The organism is Enterovibrio litoreus, assembly GCF_045679545.1.
GTDB lineage: Bacteria > Pseudomonadota > Gammaproteobacteria > Enterobacterales > Vibrionaceae > Enterovibrio.
The window spans coordinates 316,167-330,702 of record NZ_CP166195.1 but is presented as its reverse complement, the minus strand read 5'-3'; the positions used below and the strand labels follow the sequence as shown (position 1 = coordinate 330,702).

Sequence of the window (14,536 nt, the reverse complement as noted above, 5' to 3'; positions counted from 1 at the left end):
AATGACAAAGTAGCCACTTGTTTTTAATGCTTTGTTCAATAAAAGAACGAGAAAAGTGTGAGTCGCTGAATATTCAGTCAAGACGGTAAATTGCGCACTAATTTCAGCAACATGCCAGTATCTTTAACCAATAATTCGTTCAAAGGCTAACTATCTTTTATCGAGATCGGCCTTTTATCGAGATCGGCCCTTTATTAAGAACGGGGCATCCGTCTTAACGTTAGTGTTTATCAAAGTAGTTTTTCCGACGTATGTATTTTTCCATAAAGTGATAGGCGATGGGGCGTAATACCCAGCTTGTCAGAACACGAATGATGCGAATCAGAGAGGGCATGTTGTGGTAGATGCGATCATTATGAAGCCAAAGCAGTTCTCCGACATGCCAAAAAAGAAAGGGAATTCCAGGCAAGAAAGTGACCATGTCGACATCGCAGCATATTCGATACGTTCTCGATTTCAATCGATAGCGTTGTTTGAAGTTCCAATAGCCGGTTGCAGGTTGTCCGAATGTGACGATGCGCTTGATTGAGCTTGGGTATTTTTGCTCCATGATTTCCGCGGCAATAATCGCCATGCTGCCACCGGATGAGTGACCGGTGAACGACAAGCGCTTTCCCTGCGCTATAAGCGGTGCAACGCATGCCTCGAGCTTCTCGATCACAGACACTCCATTAAGGAGGTTTTCTTCCATGGAATGGGCGATATCAGCTTGCTGGGCGTGTGTCAGTTTGGCTGTTTCTCGATTTGATACACGAGAGAAGGAGCGACTGCGCTGACGCAGAAGGAATTGAAATCCCCAATGAACATGCCCCGCATATTTGGGTGCATCAACTCGGCTGGGAATGAAAACCAGATTCAGCAACCAATCCCACACACTTTGAGATCCTTTAAAAACCACGACGACATCCCCGTTATCCCGCCAAAGCACGCGAATAATGGTTTTTCCCCATCGATTTTTAATGTCTCGACGTCCGTGCTCAGAAAACCCATATTGAAGATGATCGAAATCGGCCGGGTAGGCATCGCGACAAAGAATGGCGTAACGTTCATATTGATAACGTTTGAGTCTTTTCAACAGTGTGTTCAATCCAGACGAGCGTTCAGAAGATTGTAGTTGGTGAAAGTGACGATTATGCGACAGTGGTTTGGGTACTTCTAAGAGAAGGGAGGGGATGAGGGGATGGTGAAAAGCCGCAGAATTGCGGCCGTGTCTACGATGGGGTTATGTCAATCGTAGTGCTGCATAAATGGAGTAATATGGCTGTTGTAGGTGAGCGCTTTTACTGCGCTATGGTTTTTAATCAGCCATTCTGCTTTGGTGCAGTTACCTACGCCAATAATGGCTTGAACGAGTAGTTTGAAATCTCGAAGCCAACGCGCTTTTTGATCTTCACTCCAATCTTCGCGGTAAAGCTCGTGGTAATGCTCTACCCACCAATAGGCGCCGCGTATAAAGGCAGCAACAATGTTCGTTGCTGGCTGGATCTGATCATCTTTTCCGTCAATCGCATATTCGTCTGCAAGCGGGTTACCTTGTGAGAATGCAGCGTAGTTGATGCAGTATTTATACAAGGCAAGTTGGAGTGCTGATGCAGAATCGCAATGATCGAGAGACAAGGTTGTAATCGGCAGGTGTTTAGCGTTGCTCCGGAATAGCTCAACGGTGCGCTTACCCGGTAAGAGCCTTTCAATCACAAAAAACAAATCGATACTGATGAGTTTATTGCTCAAAGTGGTGGTGTCCTTGTTTCGATTCTTTGCCGTATTGCTTGAGTGCTAAGAGGCAAAGCAATGATTTTAAACGAATGTAGTCGAAGCATACTCTGTCCACCCAAAAAACGGAATCTCTTTGCCATTAAGGCAAGTCACGTCGAACACTTCACCACTAAAAATAGTGTGCGCTGCTATGCAGCTTTAAGCATGTTTGCAAAAGATTTTCCATTCAAATAAAGCTTAGCCTCGCAAACCTTGTCACCAAAATGTTACGAAACCATCGTTCGGAATCTGCGCATCATTAATTCTCCTGAAATCGCTTGATAATTAGGTGGTTAATTAACAGCACATTCTAGGAGAAGGCATGAAAAAGATAATAGCAGGGGCTGCGCTCAGTGCGTGTTTGGCGGCGCCAGCATTTGCGGAAAATCACGTCGTTGGCGGTTATTTTGCTGATTGGCAGTATGCGAATGAACAAAACCCTTATACGGTTGCCGATATTCCCGCGGATAAACTTACTCACATTATTTATGCTTTCCTGAGCATGTGTGGCCCGCATAACGGCGCATCTGAGGCTGTGCAACAACAAGTGGCTAAAGCCTGTGAAGGCAAAGCGCCGTTTTCCGCCATTGTGGTTGATCAAGAAGCTGCGTTTAATGTGGATTTTGGCAAGGTGAATGTTGATGTGCCATATCAAGGGCATTTCGCACAGTTGGCTCAGCTAAAGAAAGACAACCCAGATCTGACTATCCTGCCATCCTTTGGCGGCTGGACAATGTCTGAACCTTTCCATGCAATGGCGAAAGATGACGCGGCGATTAAGCATTTTGCAAAATCGGCAGTGGCGTTAATTAGTGAATACGAATTCTTCGGTGGTATTGATCTTGACTGGGAGTACCCAGGCGGTGGCGGTCTGACAACATCTCCTTGGAACCCTGACACTAAACTGTCGGATGAAGCGAAAGCGTCTGAGCGTGATGCATTCACGACCTTGGTGACAGCGCTTCGAAGCGAGCTTGACGGTTTGTCGGCCACAACGGGAAAAACCTACGAGCTTTCAACCGCTGTGGGTGTTGGTCCGAAAGCGGCGCAAATTGATTGGGCTGCGGTTGCACCAAAAATGGATAACATGTTTGCGATGACTTACGATTTTCTCGGCGGTTGGGGACCACAAACCGGTCATTTGACCAATTTGCATGCGACAGAGCGCAGTTGGTGGGGGATGGGCGCGGATGTATTTATCAACCAAATGATTGAAATCGGTATCCCGAAAGAGAAACTGGTTCTAGGCGCGGCATTCTATGGTCGTGGCTGGGAAGGGTCAGAGTTTGATGGGTCGCTACCAAGTGCTGATCTGGCATCAGAGAAAGGGGCGAGCTTTGGCTCTGGTGAGGCGGGCTACTTCATGTATTGGGATTTGAAAGCCAACTACGGCAAAGAACAGGGATACGAGTACGGCTATGACGAAGAGTCGCACGCGCCATTTTTGTGGAACCCAGAGAAGAAAGTATTCATCTCTTTTGAAGACAAACGCTCTGTAAAAGCAAAAGCGGAATGGGCGAAAGAACAGGGTCTTGCTGGTGTCTTTACGTGGGAGCTTTCGGGCGATCCAGACGATGAGTTAACCGAAGTCATGCATCAAGTTCTGAGCAGTAAGACGGCAAATAATTAAACGTCAAAACGCGTTACCCGAACACATTCTTGCTGAACGAGCGTCTTGAGTTTGTGTGGTTAACAATATCAGGCCCAGCCGTCATGCTGGGTTTGTTTTTTTTGATGCTATGTACGTCATTGAAGGAGTGGGCTATTTTTCAGCCCGTATTTCTGTTTTAGCGATTCAATATAGGATGCGCGTTCAATAAGAAACTGATTGAACTGAATGACGATATCTGGGCGAGAAACACTCGACATATGACGCGTGCCGGCAAGGAGCGGCAAGTTTGTATTGAGAGACAGAGTGGATGTGGTTTTGTCGGTCTGCTTCAGCATGTGGTTGATAACGGCGACATTGGTGTAGATCCCATCAATCCTGCCAGTTAATAACATTTTAATTAGCGCATCCATGTTATTGGCTTCATAGACGGTGATGGCGTTGGCTTTTATGTCTGAGAGGTATGGCCACGGAGTAAAACCTGAAATCATTCCAATTGTTTTGAGCGCTTCTTTAGGCTTGTCGTGGTTCTTATCCAACATAATGATACCGTCGACAAAAGACACCACTGGGTCGCTATAGATGACTTCATAGTCCGCTTTTAAATCCGTTGTCCATAACGGGTTGTCTGGGTATTTTACATCCACTCTTCCCATCAATAGGCTGCTGTAGAGCCGTTTTAGCGGCAATGCTTGGTATTCAAATTCGTAGCTATATTCGTTAGAAAAAGCATCCAATAAATCTCGGTTAAAGCCGAGGTACTCCCCGTTTTTGTACGTTGAGTAGGGGGCATAATCGGTAAAAGATTGTACGCCGATTATGACGTGTTTCTTTTGTTTGGCACTGGTGTTTGTAGAGGCAAACAATGTGAATAAAACAAGGCCCACCAGTAATCGCTGAGAATATCTGACTTTCATTTCTCGCCCTATTCATAAACACAGGAAAAGTATAGTCGTGATTTCTCGGGTCTTTTGCTGACTGTGGGCGCTAATTGCAGATAAAGCCCCAAAAGACAAAAACCCCGCAGGGCGGGGTTATGTCGTTTTTAGCAAGCAAAGATGACTTTGTTTCTAGTTGGTATGCGCTGAATATAGTGGCGTTAGTAAGGCCTGTCCAATAGTTAACACGCGCATGTTGAAAGCTGGGCTGGGCATCACTTTTATTATGCAATTGAATCTGTTACATGTTTTTTTTGGAGATTCATTTCCAGAAAAAGGCCAAATTTCGGGCAGAATTTGATTTTTATGCTTGTAAACTAATCTTTACATTTCATCCGGTTAGCCTAATTTTTATGGTCTCTCACCGAATTATGGCTTGGGTCGGAGTTCTAGCAAGGCGCCATTAGATGAATCGGTTAAAAGATAGATATTGCCATCAGGGCTTTCTACTACGTCACGAATTCGGCCATATTTTCCGTCTAACAGTCTTTCTTCGTTAATAACGTTGCCGTCTTCCATGTCTAATCTGACTAACAAACCAAATTTGAGCGAACCCAGCAGGAGGTCGCCTCGCCAATTTGGGAAGGCGTTTCCTGACACCATTTCAAGTCCTGAAGGTGCGATAGAAGGCACCCAATAGTGAATGGGCTGCGCCATACCTTTCATTTCTGTTCCATGGCCGATCTTAGACCCAGTGCCGTAATTCACGCCATAGGTAATGGTTGGCCAGCCATAGTTGGCACCTTTAAATATTGGGTTGAGCTCATCCCCACCTTGTGGGCCATGCTCATGCGTCCAAATCGTTTTTCCGTCGTTATCTAACGTCATTCCCTGAATGTTTCGGTGACCCAAACTGAATATCTCTGGTTTCGAATCTGGATCTGACTTGAATGGGTTGTCAACGGGTACAGAACCATCATGGTTAAGTCTAATAAGCGTGCCGACATGTGAGTCGTTCTGCTGCGCTTTGTCTTGGTTTCCGCGATCGCCCAACGCGATATAGAGATATTTTTCCGTGACTAATAATCGCCCGCCAAAGTGACGACCACCGCCAAGTTTGGGCATTTGACTAAATAGCGGCGTAATATTTGAAAGGGCTAGGCTTGCCGGGGTCCTGTTTTTCGATCCCAAGCTTTTCGATCCCAAGCTTGATGGAGAAACGGCTTCTAGTTTTGCACTAACAACACTGGTACCCGCTTTGCCAAATTCGCCGCTTTCTGTAAACGCAAGGTACAGTGTTCTGGATTGCTCAAAATCAGGTGCAAGTGCTAAGCCTAGCAACCCGCCTTGACCTTGGTAGGCCAAATTTTCTGGTAACCCTTGGATAGTGGTGACGTCATAGTTGTTTGCTGAGATATGTTTGAGGCTGCCATTTCGCTCAGACACGATCATGCTGCCATCAGGAAGGAAAACCAAAGACCAAGGGTGATTGAGCCCACTGACCACTTTTTTTACAGTAAAGATATGCTTTTCAGATTGAACGGTGTCAGCAGTAGCAGGAGCCGTGAGTCCGAGACAAATGGCAATGGGCAAGAGAGGTTTGAGACGTATCAGGCGTTTGAGAGGGTGCATAAGTTAGTTCCTTTGAAGTCAAAGCGTCTTTGCCATGCAAAGACGCTCATCGGACGTCTTTTCCTTACCTCACGTTAACGTGCGTGGCTGATTAACTGAAGTGCTGCGCAAACCTAAATTTCAACCGACGCAGTTTGCGAGAAAAACGCTGAACCCGATCTGCCATGGAAGACTGTTCGTCCTGAGCGGGTTGATCTTGAGCGGTGTTGACCTCGCTGATCGTCGTTTCAACACGGTTTCGGCCATTTTGCTTTGCACGATACAGCAGCTTATCGACGATGCTATAAACATCCGACAGAGATTGTTTTTCACCTACCTCAGTCACGCCAAAGCTAGCCGTCACATTAAATTTCTCTTCTTGTTCAGTCAGAAATTCCAGTTCACTAATACGCTGTCGCAAGTCTTCGGCGATCACTGATGCTTGTTCGATTCCCGTATTCGGGAGTAATAGCATAAATTCTTCACCGCCAACACGTGCACATATGTCGTCTCGTCTCAGGTTGTCATTAAACAGTTTGGCAATACCCACGAGCACGTTATCCCCGACCGGATGACCGAAGTTGTCATTGACCTGTTTGAAGTGGTCCACATCAAGTATTAAGCAACTTACCGCAAAGTCGCCCGCCGACATCTCTTTTTTTAAGTCAGTCATCTGGGTGTCGAAATAGCGACGGTTGAACAGCCCGGTTAGGCTATCCGTGTTGGCGATTTTACCCCATTGGATCCGACGGCGGTTGATCCAAAGTGCAATGAGAGAGGCAACAAGGGTTGAACCAATTCCTGCCGCGACCAAAACGTTCAAGTATTCCACTTTCTGGTCATTGGTTTTCAACTCAAGCGTCTGAAGCACATTGTTCCAACTCAGTTGCTGATTTTCTGCTTTGATTTTCTCAAGATTAAACAGCATTTGCTGACGCTCAAGGTTGTCGACTTGTTCATCTGAACTGAATGTGTTGAACCTATCTTGATAGTCGAGCAACGTCAGATAGGCGTTTTTGTAGTCTTCTAGGCCAAAGTGGGCTTTTGAGGCCACAAGGTAGAGTGCGATTTCTGAGCGATACAGGCGCGCTTGCTCTTTCAGCGAAGCCATTAGTGGCGTCACTAAATCAATAGCGGCTTGATAGTTATTGCTGAGTAGGCTTTCGTTAGCTTTGAGGTAGTTGTATTTGCTGATGTAGTAACGAATAGTTTCGCGCTCGCGCAAGTTATCAGTTGCCTTGAGATATCGAATCATGTTTTTGGTATCGCCCGATTGGAGCAAAAGATCCGCGATTTGTAAGTTGATGCGAAAACGGTGTGAGCCGTCGCCAAGCACTTGCGCAATTTGAAGGGCTTGCTTGTATTCGAGTAGAGCTTGCTTGTCATCACCCTGCTTTTTGGCAAGCTCCGCCATGTCGAGTTTAACCAGCAATTGATTAAACGACATTTTTCGTTGGCGAAAAAATTGGTAGGACTGATCAAGCAACAATGAAGCTTTATCAAAGCCATTAAGCTGCACTAATATTCCGCCAAGATTGGATGCTATGCGTTCAATAAGAAGATCGTTTTTGGTATTTTTGGCGGTTTCTAGCGAGCTCATTAACGCGGCCATCGACACGTCATATTCATTTTGAGCTTTATAAGCCTGGCCTTTTACCAGCAGGATCTCGGCGGTGACTTCTGGGTTATTAAGGGTTTGTGACTCTGACAGAAGTTGGTCGAGTTGCACAAGCACAAGGGCTTCTTCTCCTTTTAATATACGTGCCTGACTTAAACGCAACTGCATTAAGTAACGATCGGCTTGAAGAAGGGGGTCGTTCGCCGTGAGTTCGATGCCTCGATTGGCTGCCTCAATAGCACTTTCTGGATCGTTAAGCAGCAAATCGACTGTAGACTTTTGAAGGTAGTAACGTGCCAGTAGTGGTAAAGGTTGGTTTTCTTTGAGTTCCACTTTTTCCAATTCGCTGAGCAACGCTCGCGCTTTTATTGGCACCGAGTAGAGGATCGACTGTACGCCATTGAGGGCGCGCTCAAAGGACTGTGTCTTTTCTACTGTGGCGTGTGAAAACACGGAAAAAAACGCAAAAAGGAATAAAAAAAGTGGATTAAAAAACGGCTTTCGCATTGATTGAGCTTCCCTGACCGACATCGCTATATTTCACACGTTACTTTTGAGGCTATAGATTACTCAACGCACGGATATTACTTTGACTCAATTGTAAGACGTTTGTTTGATTTTTTTAAATATGCGTTACTTAAGGATAGATAGAGGAATGACATTTTTCCTACTGGGTTAGCGGTGTTATGCGAAATATGCTTCACAGGCAAGGCATGGATTTAGCCCTGATCGCGCTAAAGACGTTTCACAGAAAGCGGTACATGTTTTGTCATTCGTTGATTAAACACACACGTTTTGAATAGCGGCATGGAGCAGTGTCTGAGTATAGATGGCTGGGTAGGAGTGGACTAACTGGGACGGGTAGTATTCACTATCCCGTCACCAGCCTAAAGAAGAGGTGAAGAATCAGCGTTTATCTTTGATTGACTCTGCGTCTTTCTTCAGCAGTATAATTTTTCCAAATCCTAACTTGTTGAAGTAGCTCTCTCGATGGTTTTTCACCGCTTTGCCATCAGCAATCACTTCCAGCTGTCTTTCCATTTTCAGAAAATCGGTAATGTCGATACCTTCCGCTTCGGCAGCAGCTTCATGAGGTGAACGGTGCTGACGGTAAGAAAAGGTCATGACCTTGGTTTCGCCTTTGTAAATGTATTGAAGTTGGCGTGACATATCCGCACCTTTGGCAAGTTTTTTAGGGGGCGGAGTATTTATCAGCCTCCTCTTCAAGTCAATCCCGCGTCATCGAATCAGTGCTAGAAACATAAGATTCGCTTGGGGCCTCTTCGCAGGGTGTAAACGCAATTTTCTCACCCGTTCCCGTCAATAGCCCGATCTTCGCGGGTGAGCCATCAGGATTAAGCTTCACTTCGCCCACGGCACTTTTATTGACTAAATAACGCGGACAGCCATTGTCTGGACGTCGTCTTTCTATGCGCATGCGTTTGCGGCGCGTAAAAATGTTGAGTGGTGATTCTGGCCAGAACAGTTTTCTGTCAAACCATTCGAAAATCGACAGATGAGGCTCTGGGAATTGGTTACGGAATCCACTACACGTGATCTGCCAAATTCTCGGGCTGCCTTTTCGGAATCGAATGCGAATATCATAAGAAAAGGAATAATGCACATCACCCGACAAAATCACGAAGTTCTTTGGCGTTTTTGGATGTTTGAAAATGTTCAGTAACGCATTGGCTGAGCCGGGATGCGCCATCCAGTTTTCAGAATCGGTCGCCAATGGCTGACCACACATGGTCACAATACGCTGTAACGTTTCGATAAACTTCACCCCAAACATGGGGGCGGGGGACACCACAACAACCGAATCGGCATTGATAACATCCTGTTGGAAATCCATTAACGATTCCCAATCCATGAGCCCTGAGGGTTTGTTGTTACTTGATTCTGAACGCCATCGACGTGTTCGCGTGTCAAGCACCACGACTTTTGGCTTGGTGGGTAGCGTGTAATGCCAGCGCTCAAAATGGTGAATGAGTTGCGTTGCCTCATTAAGAGTCTTTCGGGTAGGGGCTGACGAAAACTGAGTGATGGTTTCCCAGAAGTGGTCATCAAACGCGTCAGGATCATTTCCCCACCCCTGACAGAAGAAATAGCCGACCATGCCATTGGTAATAATGCCTTGCGCAAATGGGGATTCATTGACAGCACGTTCCCATCCCACCGTAAGGTTAAAATCATCCGTAATATCGTGATCATCCAAAATCATATATACCGGGATGTGTGCAAACAAACGTCTGATTTGTTTCAGTCCGGCGCAGAACTGATGCAGTTCGTTTTTCTCTGATGCCCAGCGTTGTTTGTGCTCGTCGGGTAGGCCCGTGACGGCATCGGCATTTGGTAAGGTCATGTGTGCCCACAATGACGGCGACCATACCAACAGATACATGGCGATAAATTCGTTAAAGCTAATCAGGTGGTTCTCTGTGGTTCGTGAGCTGAAAATTGGCTCTGGGCCGGCTTTCAGTAATCGCTTTATCAAACCATGGTTGATGTTGGTTTTAGGCAGCACATCGCTTCGGCTGTATAGCGGGGAAATGTTCAGCGCCAATTGACTGCAATGCGTAATGGTTTCGTCATCAAGTTCTTGGTCGTATAGGCCAAGCTTAGTAATGGTTTCTCGAATGGCGTACATCATCGGACCGCATACATCATCCGCGTATATTTGGTCCCCACTCATGATCAGCATGTCTGCACGTTCGTCAATAGGGAGCGAATCGTACTTGGTATCTAATGCCACCAGTGCGTCATCACATTGGTGGTGAGGGTGGCGACAGGAACCGTGAGCAATATTTTCAGCCCGTGTTGAAATAATAAAGGTGGGGCGCTTCTCGCCACTGTATAGCAAGCCCTCAATATCGCTTAGCAAGGACTGGTCTTGCGATAGGATGTCATATTCTAGTGGCGTGTCTGTTTTGAAGCTGCTGACGTTGTTGTCTGCGTGATGATCGTGACTAGGTAGGTCTTGAGAACGCGCCACACTGGTAAAATGCGCGAATACAACAAAACAGCGTGCGCCCAATTGAATCTGTTTTTGATCGTTGAAAGAAGTGCGAAAGAAAGGCGTATCACTGTCTGTTTCGTAAAGCACAAAATCGGCAACCAACGGCGAAGAAGTCACCGCCCATATGCTGATTTCTGTTTTTGTTGTTCTTCTTAATATCGGCCCCGCCAGGAAAAGGGGCAATGTCTTCGACATACACTACTCAGTATTCGATTTTCAGTATCCTTACTTTACGTGTCGAAGTGAGTAATTTGTAGCTTCCAATGTGTAAATTCATGCAAAGGTGCTATTTCGCATTATTTGGCGAAAGATTGCGCCCTGCGAAGGTTTGACCTCCATTGTTGCGAGCTTTTTCCAACCAACGTGCGGCGATATCGTGTTCATCAATACCGACTAACGCCTCTGCTAGCGCTATTTGCGCTTGAATATGGTCTTGATGTGCCGCCAAGCTCAAGAAGTAGATCCCTTTCTCGGTATCTTGATCGGTAACAAATCCGTCGTGTAGCATTTTGCCCAATGCATATTGTTCGACGGGGCTGTTACAGAGGGCCAAATCCAACACCCATTTGAATTCGTCGTAGTCAATGCCGTTTTTTAGGCGCTTGCTGTGATAAATGCTACTGCCATTGAGGGCATCAACATCTGGTGTTTCACTACAAAAATCGAGATATAAAGTCGAGAGTTCAAATACGGTATCGTTTTTTACACCTGCCAGAAAGTAGGGCGATGCGGCCTGACACTGCTCTCTTGGATAGTTGCCGCGTTGCAAATGACGCCAGCCTTCATAGAAATCGCTGTCGAGAAACGCCTCTGAGTAATTTTGAACGGTAGGGCAATCAGCGAGCGGCAGAGCGACTTCTTCAGAACAACTCACGGTGCTGATGACAATGGATAGCGGAAGCAACCACTTCATACTTCGTTCCTTTCAGTATGTACCCAAGCAGTTTACGAAGGCGTGTGCGTAAGCAGGCGTTGCAAATTTGGGATTACACGAAATGGATATCAACGGGACAGGCGTGTAGCCTCGTTAACAATGAGAGACATTTAGCGGGTTGCCGTAGTTTTAGACGTACAATGCTAAGGATAAGAAAAACAAAAATTGAATATCAGGGCATTAGTGGGTTAATGGCTTTAGACAATGGATGAAATGATGAAACAACAAATAATTCGCTGGGGCATGATTGGTTGCGGCAGTGTCACGGAACGTAAAAGTGGCCCCGCATTTTGGCAAGTTGACGGGTCGTCATTGAAGATGGTGATGTCCCGTCGAGAAGAAAAAGCCAAAGCGTATTGTGCCAAGCATGATATTCCCGCTTACACCACGGATGCAGCTGTATTAATCAATCACCCTGACATTGATGCGATCTACGTGGCGACCCCTCCGGATAGCCATCATGAATATGCATTGATGGCCGCGAAAGCGGGAAAACCGTGTGTGGTGGAAAAGCCGATGGCATTAACCACGGCGGAATGTGACGACATGATCGCCGCCTTTGAGCAAGCCAATGTTCCCTTGTTTGTAGCGTATTATCGTCGATCTCTTCCTCGATTTAAGATCGTGAGAGATTGGATCGAACAAGGGAAAATTGGCGCTGTTCGCCATATACATTGGACTTATCATCGTGCACCAAATCCTAATGACGTAGCAGGGCTGGAAAACTGGCGTGTGAATCCAGACCAAGCGGGTGGGGGTTACTTCGTTGATTTGGCCAGTCATGGTTTAAATCTATTCCAGCAATGGTTCGGTGATATCACGATGGCGCGCGGCATTGCGTCTAACCAACAAGGTTATTATGCCGCAGAAGATGCGGTGTCGGCGTCGTTCGCATTTGAAAACGGCGTGCTCGGTTCAGGCTATTGGAACTTTGGCGCCGCTACGCGAGAAGATAGAGTCGAGATTATTGGCAGCGAAGGGCGCATTCTATGTTCGGTCTTTGGGGACGACCCCTTTGTGTTAGAAGGAACAGAGCAGGCGATATCTTCGATTGATAACCCTGATCCCGTGCAATATTTTCATGTCGAAAACTTGGTTAAGCACTTACTGGGTGAAAAAATACATCCTAGTTTGGCGAAAAGCGCGAGAAATACCACATGGGTGATGGAGCAAATACTCGCGAGATAATGGGCAACCGAAGATGAAAACAGCTTGATTTTAATGGAATAGGTTATCAATTAGCCATTTGAACCGAAAAAAGCGTGAGAATGAAAATTAGTGCTTGCAAGGTTCCCGTGCTTTTCCTAATATCAACCTCGTTCTCAGGAACAGACTGTTCCCCCTTAGTTCAGTCGGTAGAACGGCGGACTGTTAATCCGTATGTCGCAAGTTCAAGTCTTGCAGGGGGAGCCAAATTACGAAGGCCTTGTCGAAAGACGAGGCTTTTTTCGTTTTCGGCAATCGCTTCCCGATGTGTCATATGTCATAAGCACATGTGTTCCTAGCTAGGTGCTCCTACTAAGCTTTGCAGGAAGAGCCAAACAAAAGAAACCCGTCATTTGGCGGGTTTCTTGCTTTTGAGTTAAACGCGGATTACCACAGACCGATCAGTTTCCACCATGCGCCGCCGATGATGACGAAAACGGGAATGACGATGAGAGAAAACACAAAGCCAATTTTCCACCAGTTTTGTAGGGAGTGATAACCAGCACCGAACAGGATGGGTGCGGGGCCCGACGAGTAGTGCGTTGTTGACATGTACAAGTTACTGAAAATCCCCAATACGATGGCAGCAAGCATTGGAGGCGCACCCGCTGCGATAGCAATGGCGAGGAATGCGGAGTACATAGCGCTGATATGTGCCATGGCACTTGCCATCAGATAGTGGCTGTAATAGTAAACCAGCAGCAAAACAACAATCGTCGTTACCCAACCAAAACCTGACAACGATTGGCCGATAGCATCACCAAACCATCCAATGAAACCTAGTTTATTCAATTGTGCTGCCATCATGACCAAGACAGCGAACCAAGTGATGGTGTGCCATGCTTCTTTTTCGCTTAGTACGGCATCCCAAGTAATGGTGCGAGTGAACAAAAGAAAAACAAGGCCTAGCAGCGCGGTGACCGTTGCATGAATGCCCAGAGTTGGACCTAGCACCCAAAGTGAGACCATACCAATGAAGGTGATGCACATCATCCATTCATCACGGCTCATTGCGCCCATTTCTCGGAGTTTTTGTCGTGCAATGGCACGCATTTCAGGTGTCTTTTTCAGCTCAGGTGGGAAAACCAGATACATAACCAGAGGGATGAGAACGAGACAGATGATCCCCGGAACAATGGCTGCCAACGCCCAACCTGCCCATGTAATTTCAACACCTTGTTCTTTTGCAAAATTGGCGGCGAGAGGGTTGCCTGCCATGGAAGTAAGGAACATGGCACACGTGATCGCGTTACATTGAAAGATACATTGAACCAGAAATGCACCAATTTTGTTTTCGGTGCCTTTTTCAGGGTCTGAATCATACGCACTGGCGACTGAGCGAAATAGTGGGGCAATGATGCCACCGCATCGCGCTGTTGTGCTGGGTGTTGCAGGGGCGAAAAGAAGATCGGTCATCACCAAGCCATAAGCCAATCCCAATGAACTGTGACCAAGCTTAGCAATAAACCAATAGCCTACGCGTCGTCCAAACCCTGTTGAGATAAAACCCCGAGAAATGAAGAATGCGGCTGCGATCATCCATATTGTGGGGTGAGCGAAACCTGTTAGCGCTGTTTTTATTGGCAGTACATCGAGCAATGTGGCTGCAGTGAGCCCAAGCAGAGCCATAGCCCCAAGGGGAAGCGGTGCGAGAATTAAGCTAAACACGGTGACGACGAAAATAGTCATCATTTGCCAAGCTTGATCGGTGAGACCATCAGGAACGGGTGAGAACCATATGGCGATACCTATTATCGCCAGTACGACTAATCGTAAATTCGTTGAAGACATCGTAGTAACCTCCATGGATTTTTCTTCAACTTATCAAGGCAAGAAGACGCAAAGCTGTTTTAAATCAATCTTTCACTGGTATTGCTTAGGCGGTTATTCAGAACCAAAAGTGAGC

11 protein-coding genes and 1 tRNA gene are annotated in these 14,536 nt (G+C 46.4%); 3 read left to right on the top strand and 9 right to left on the bottom strand.

Annotation, left to right across the window (positions count from 1 at the left end):
• Nucleotides 1–220: 220 nt before the first annotated feature.
• Both AB8599_RS17120 and AB8599_RS17115 read right to left on the bottom strand, forming a co-directional pair.
• Entirely contained in the window at nt 221–1,075 is an 855-nt protein-coding gene (locus AB8599_RS17120) for a lipase family protein (protein ID WP_407334114.1), read from the bottom strand.
• Nucleotides 1,076–1,227: 152 nt separating this feature from the next.
• The gene (locus tag AB8599_RS17115; RefSeq protein WP_407334113.1) at nt 1,228–1,731 is read right to left on the bottom strand and encodes a hypothetical protein; all 504 of its coding nucleotides are present in this window, start codon (nt 1,729–1,731) and stop codon (nt 1,228–1,230) included.
• A gap of 346 nt (nt 1,732–2,077) precedes the next feature.
• Between AB8599_RS17115 and AB8599_RS17110 the strand changes: the two genes are divergently transcribed.
• A complete protein-coding gene (locus AB8599_RS17110) occupies nt 2,078–3,385 on the top strand; it encodes a glycoside hydrolase family 18 protein (protein WP_407334112.1) in 1,308 nt (435 codons plus the stop codon).
• 116 nt (nt 3,386–3,501) lie between these two features.
• Here the strand turns inward: AB8599_RS17110 and AB8599_RS17105 are convergent, their stop codons facing one another.
• The 6 genes from AB8599_RS17105 to AB8599_RS17080 all read right to left on the bottom strand — a co-directional run bounded on the left by AB8599_RS17105 (nt 3,502) and on the right by AB8599_RS17080 (nt 11,403).
• The gene (locus AB8599_RS17105; RefSeq protein ID WP_407334111.1) at nt 3,502–4,281 is read right to left on the bottom strand and encodes a substrate-binding periplasmic protein; all 780 of its coding nucleotides are present in this window, start codon (nt 4,279–4,281) and stop codon (nt 3,502–3,504) included.
• A gap of 390 nt (nt 4,282–4,671) precedes the next feature.
• Nucleotides 4,672–5,874 carry a PQQ-dependent sugar dehydrogenase gene (locus tag AB8599_RS17100; protein ID WP_407334110.1) on the bottom strand — a complete coding sequence of 401 codons (1,203 nt, stop codon included), beginning with the start codon at nt 5,872–5,874 and terminating at the stop codon, nt 4,672–4,674.
• Between the two features lie 91 nt (nt 5,875–5,965).
• Nucleotides 5,966–7,978, bottom strand: a complete 2,013-nt coding sequence (locus AB8599_RS17095) for a diguanylate cyclase (RefSeq protein WP_407334109.1) — start codon at nt 7,976–7,978, stop codon at nt 5,966–5,968.
• 399 nt (nt 7,979–8,377) lie between these two features.
• Nucleotides 8,378–8,641 (bottom strand): DUF2960 family protein, encoded by a 264-nt coding sequence (locus AB8599_RS17090; protein WP_407334108.1) that lies wholly within the window; start codon nt 8,639–8,641, stop codon nt 8,378–8,380.
• 58 nt (nt 8,642–8,699) lie between these two features.
• Nucleotides 8,700–10,685: an alkaline phosphatase family protein gene (locus AB8599_RS17085; RefSeq protein WP_407334107.1), complete on the bottom strand. Its 1,986-nt coding sequence runs from the start codon at nt 10,683–10,685 to the stop codon at nt 8,700–8,702.
• Between the two features lie 91 nt (nt 10,686–10,776).
• Nucleotides 10,777–11,403 carry a tetratricopeptide repeat protein gene (locus AB8599_RS17080; RefSeq protein WP_407334106.1) on the bottom strand — a complete coding sequence of 209 codons (627 nt, stop codon included), beginning with the start codon at nt 11,401–11,403 and terminating at the stop codon, nt 10,777–10,779.
• Between the two features lie 237 nt (nt 11,404–11,640).
• Between AB8599_RS17080 and AB8599_RS17075 the strand changes: the two genes are divergently transcribed.
• Together AB8599_RS17075 and AB8599_RS17070 are read left to right on the top strand one after the other, a co-directional pair.
• Nucleotides 11,641–12,612: a Gfo/Idh/MocA family protein gene (locus AB8599_RS17075; RefSeq protein ID WP_407334105.1), complete on the top strand. Its 972-nt coding sequence runs from the start codon at nt 11,641–11,643 to the stop codon at nt 12,610–12,612.
• Between the two features lie 149 nt (nt 12,613–12,761).
• Nucleotides 12,762–12,837, top strand: a tRNA-Asn gene (locus tag AB8599_RS17070).
• A gap of 180 nt (nt 12,838–13,017) precedes the next feature.
• On the opposite strand, the gene AB8599_RS17065 is transcribed toward AB8599_RS17070, so the two are convergent.
• Nucleotides 13,018–14,421, bottom strand: a complete 1,404-nt coding sequence (locus tag AB8599_RS17065; RefSeq protein WP_407334104.1) for a DASS family sodium-coupled anion symporter — start codon at nt 14,419–14,421, stop codon at nt 13,018–13,020.
• Nucleotides 14,422–14,536: the final 115 nt, after the last annotated feature.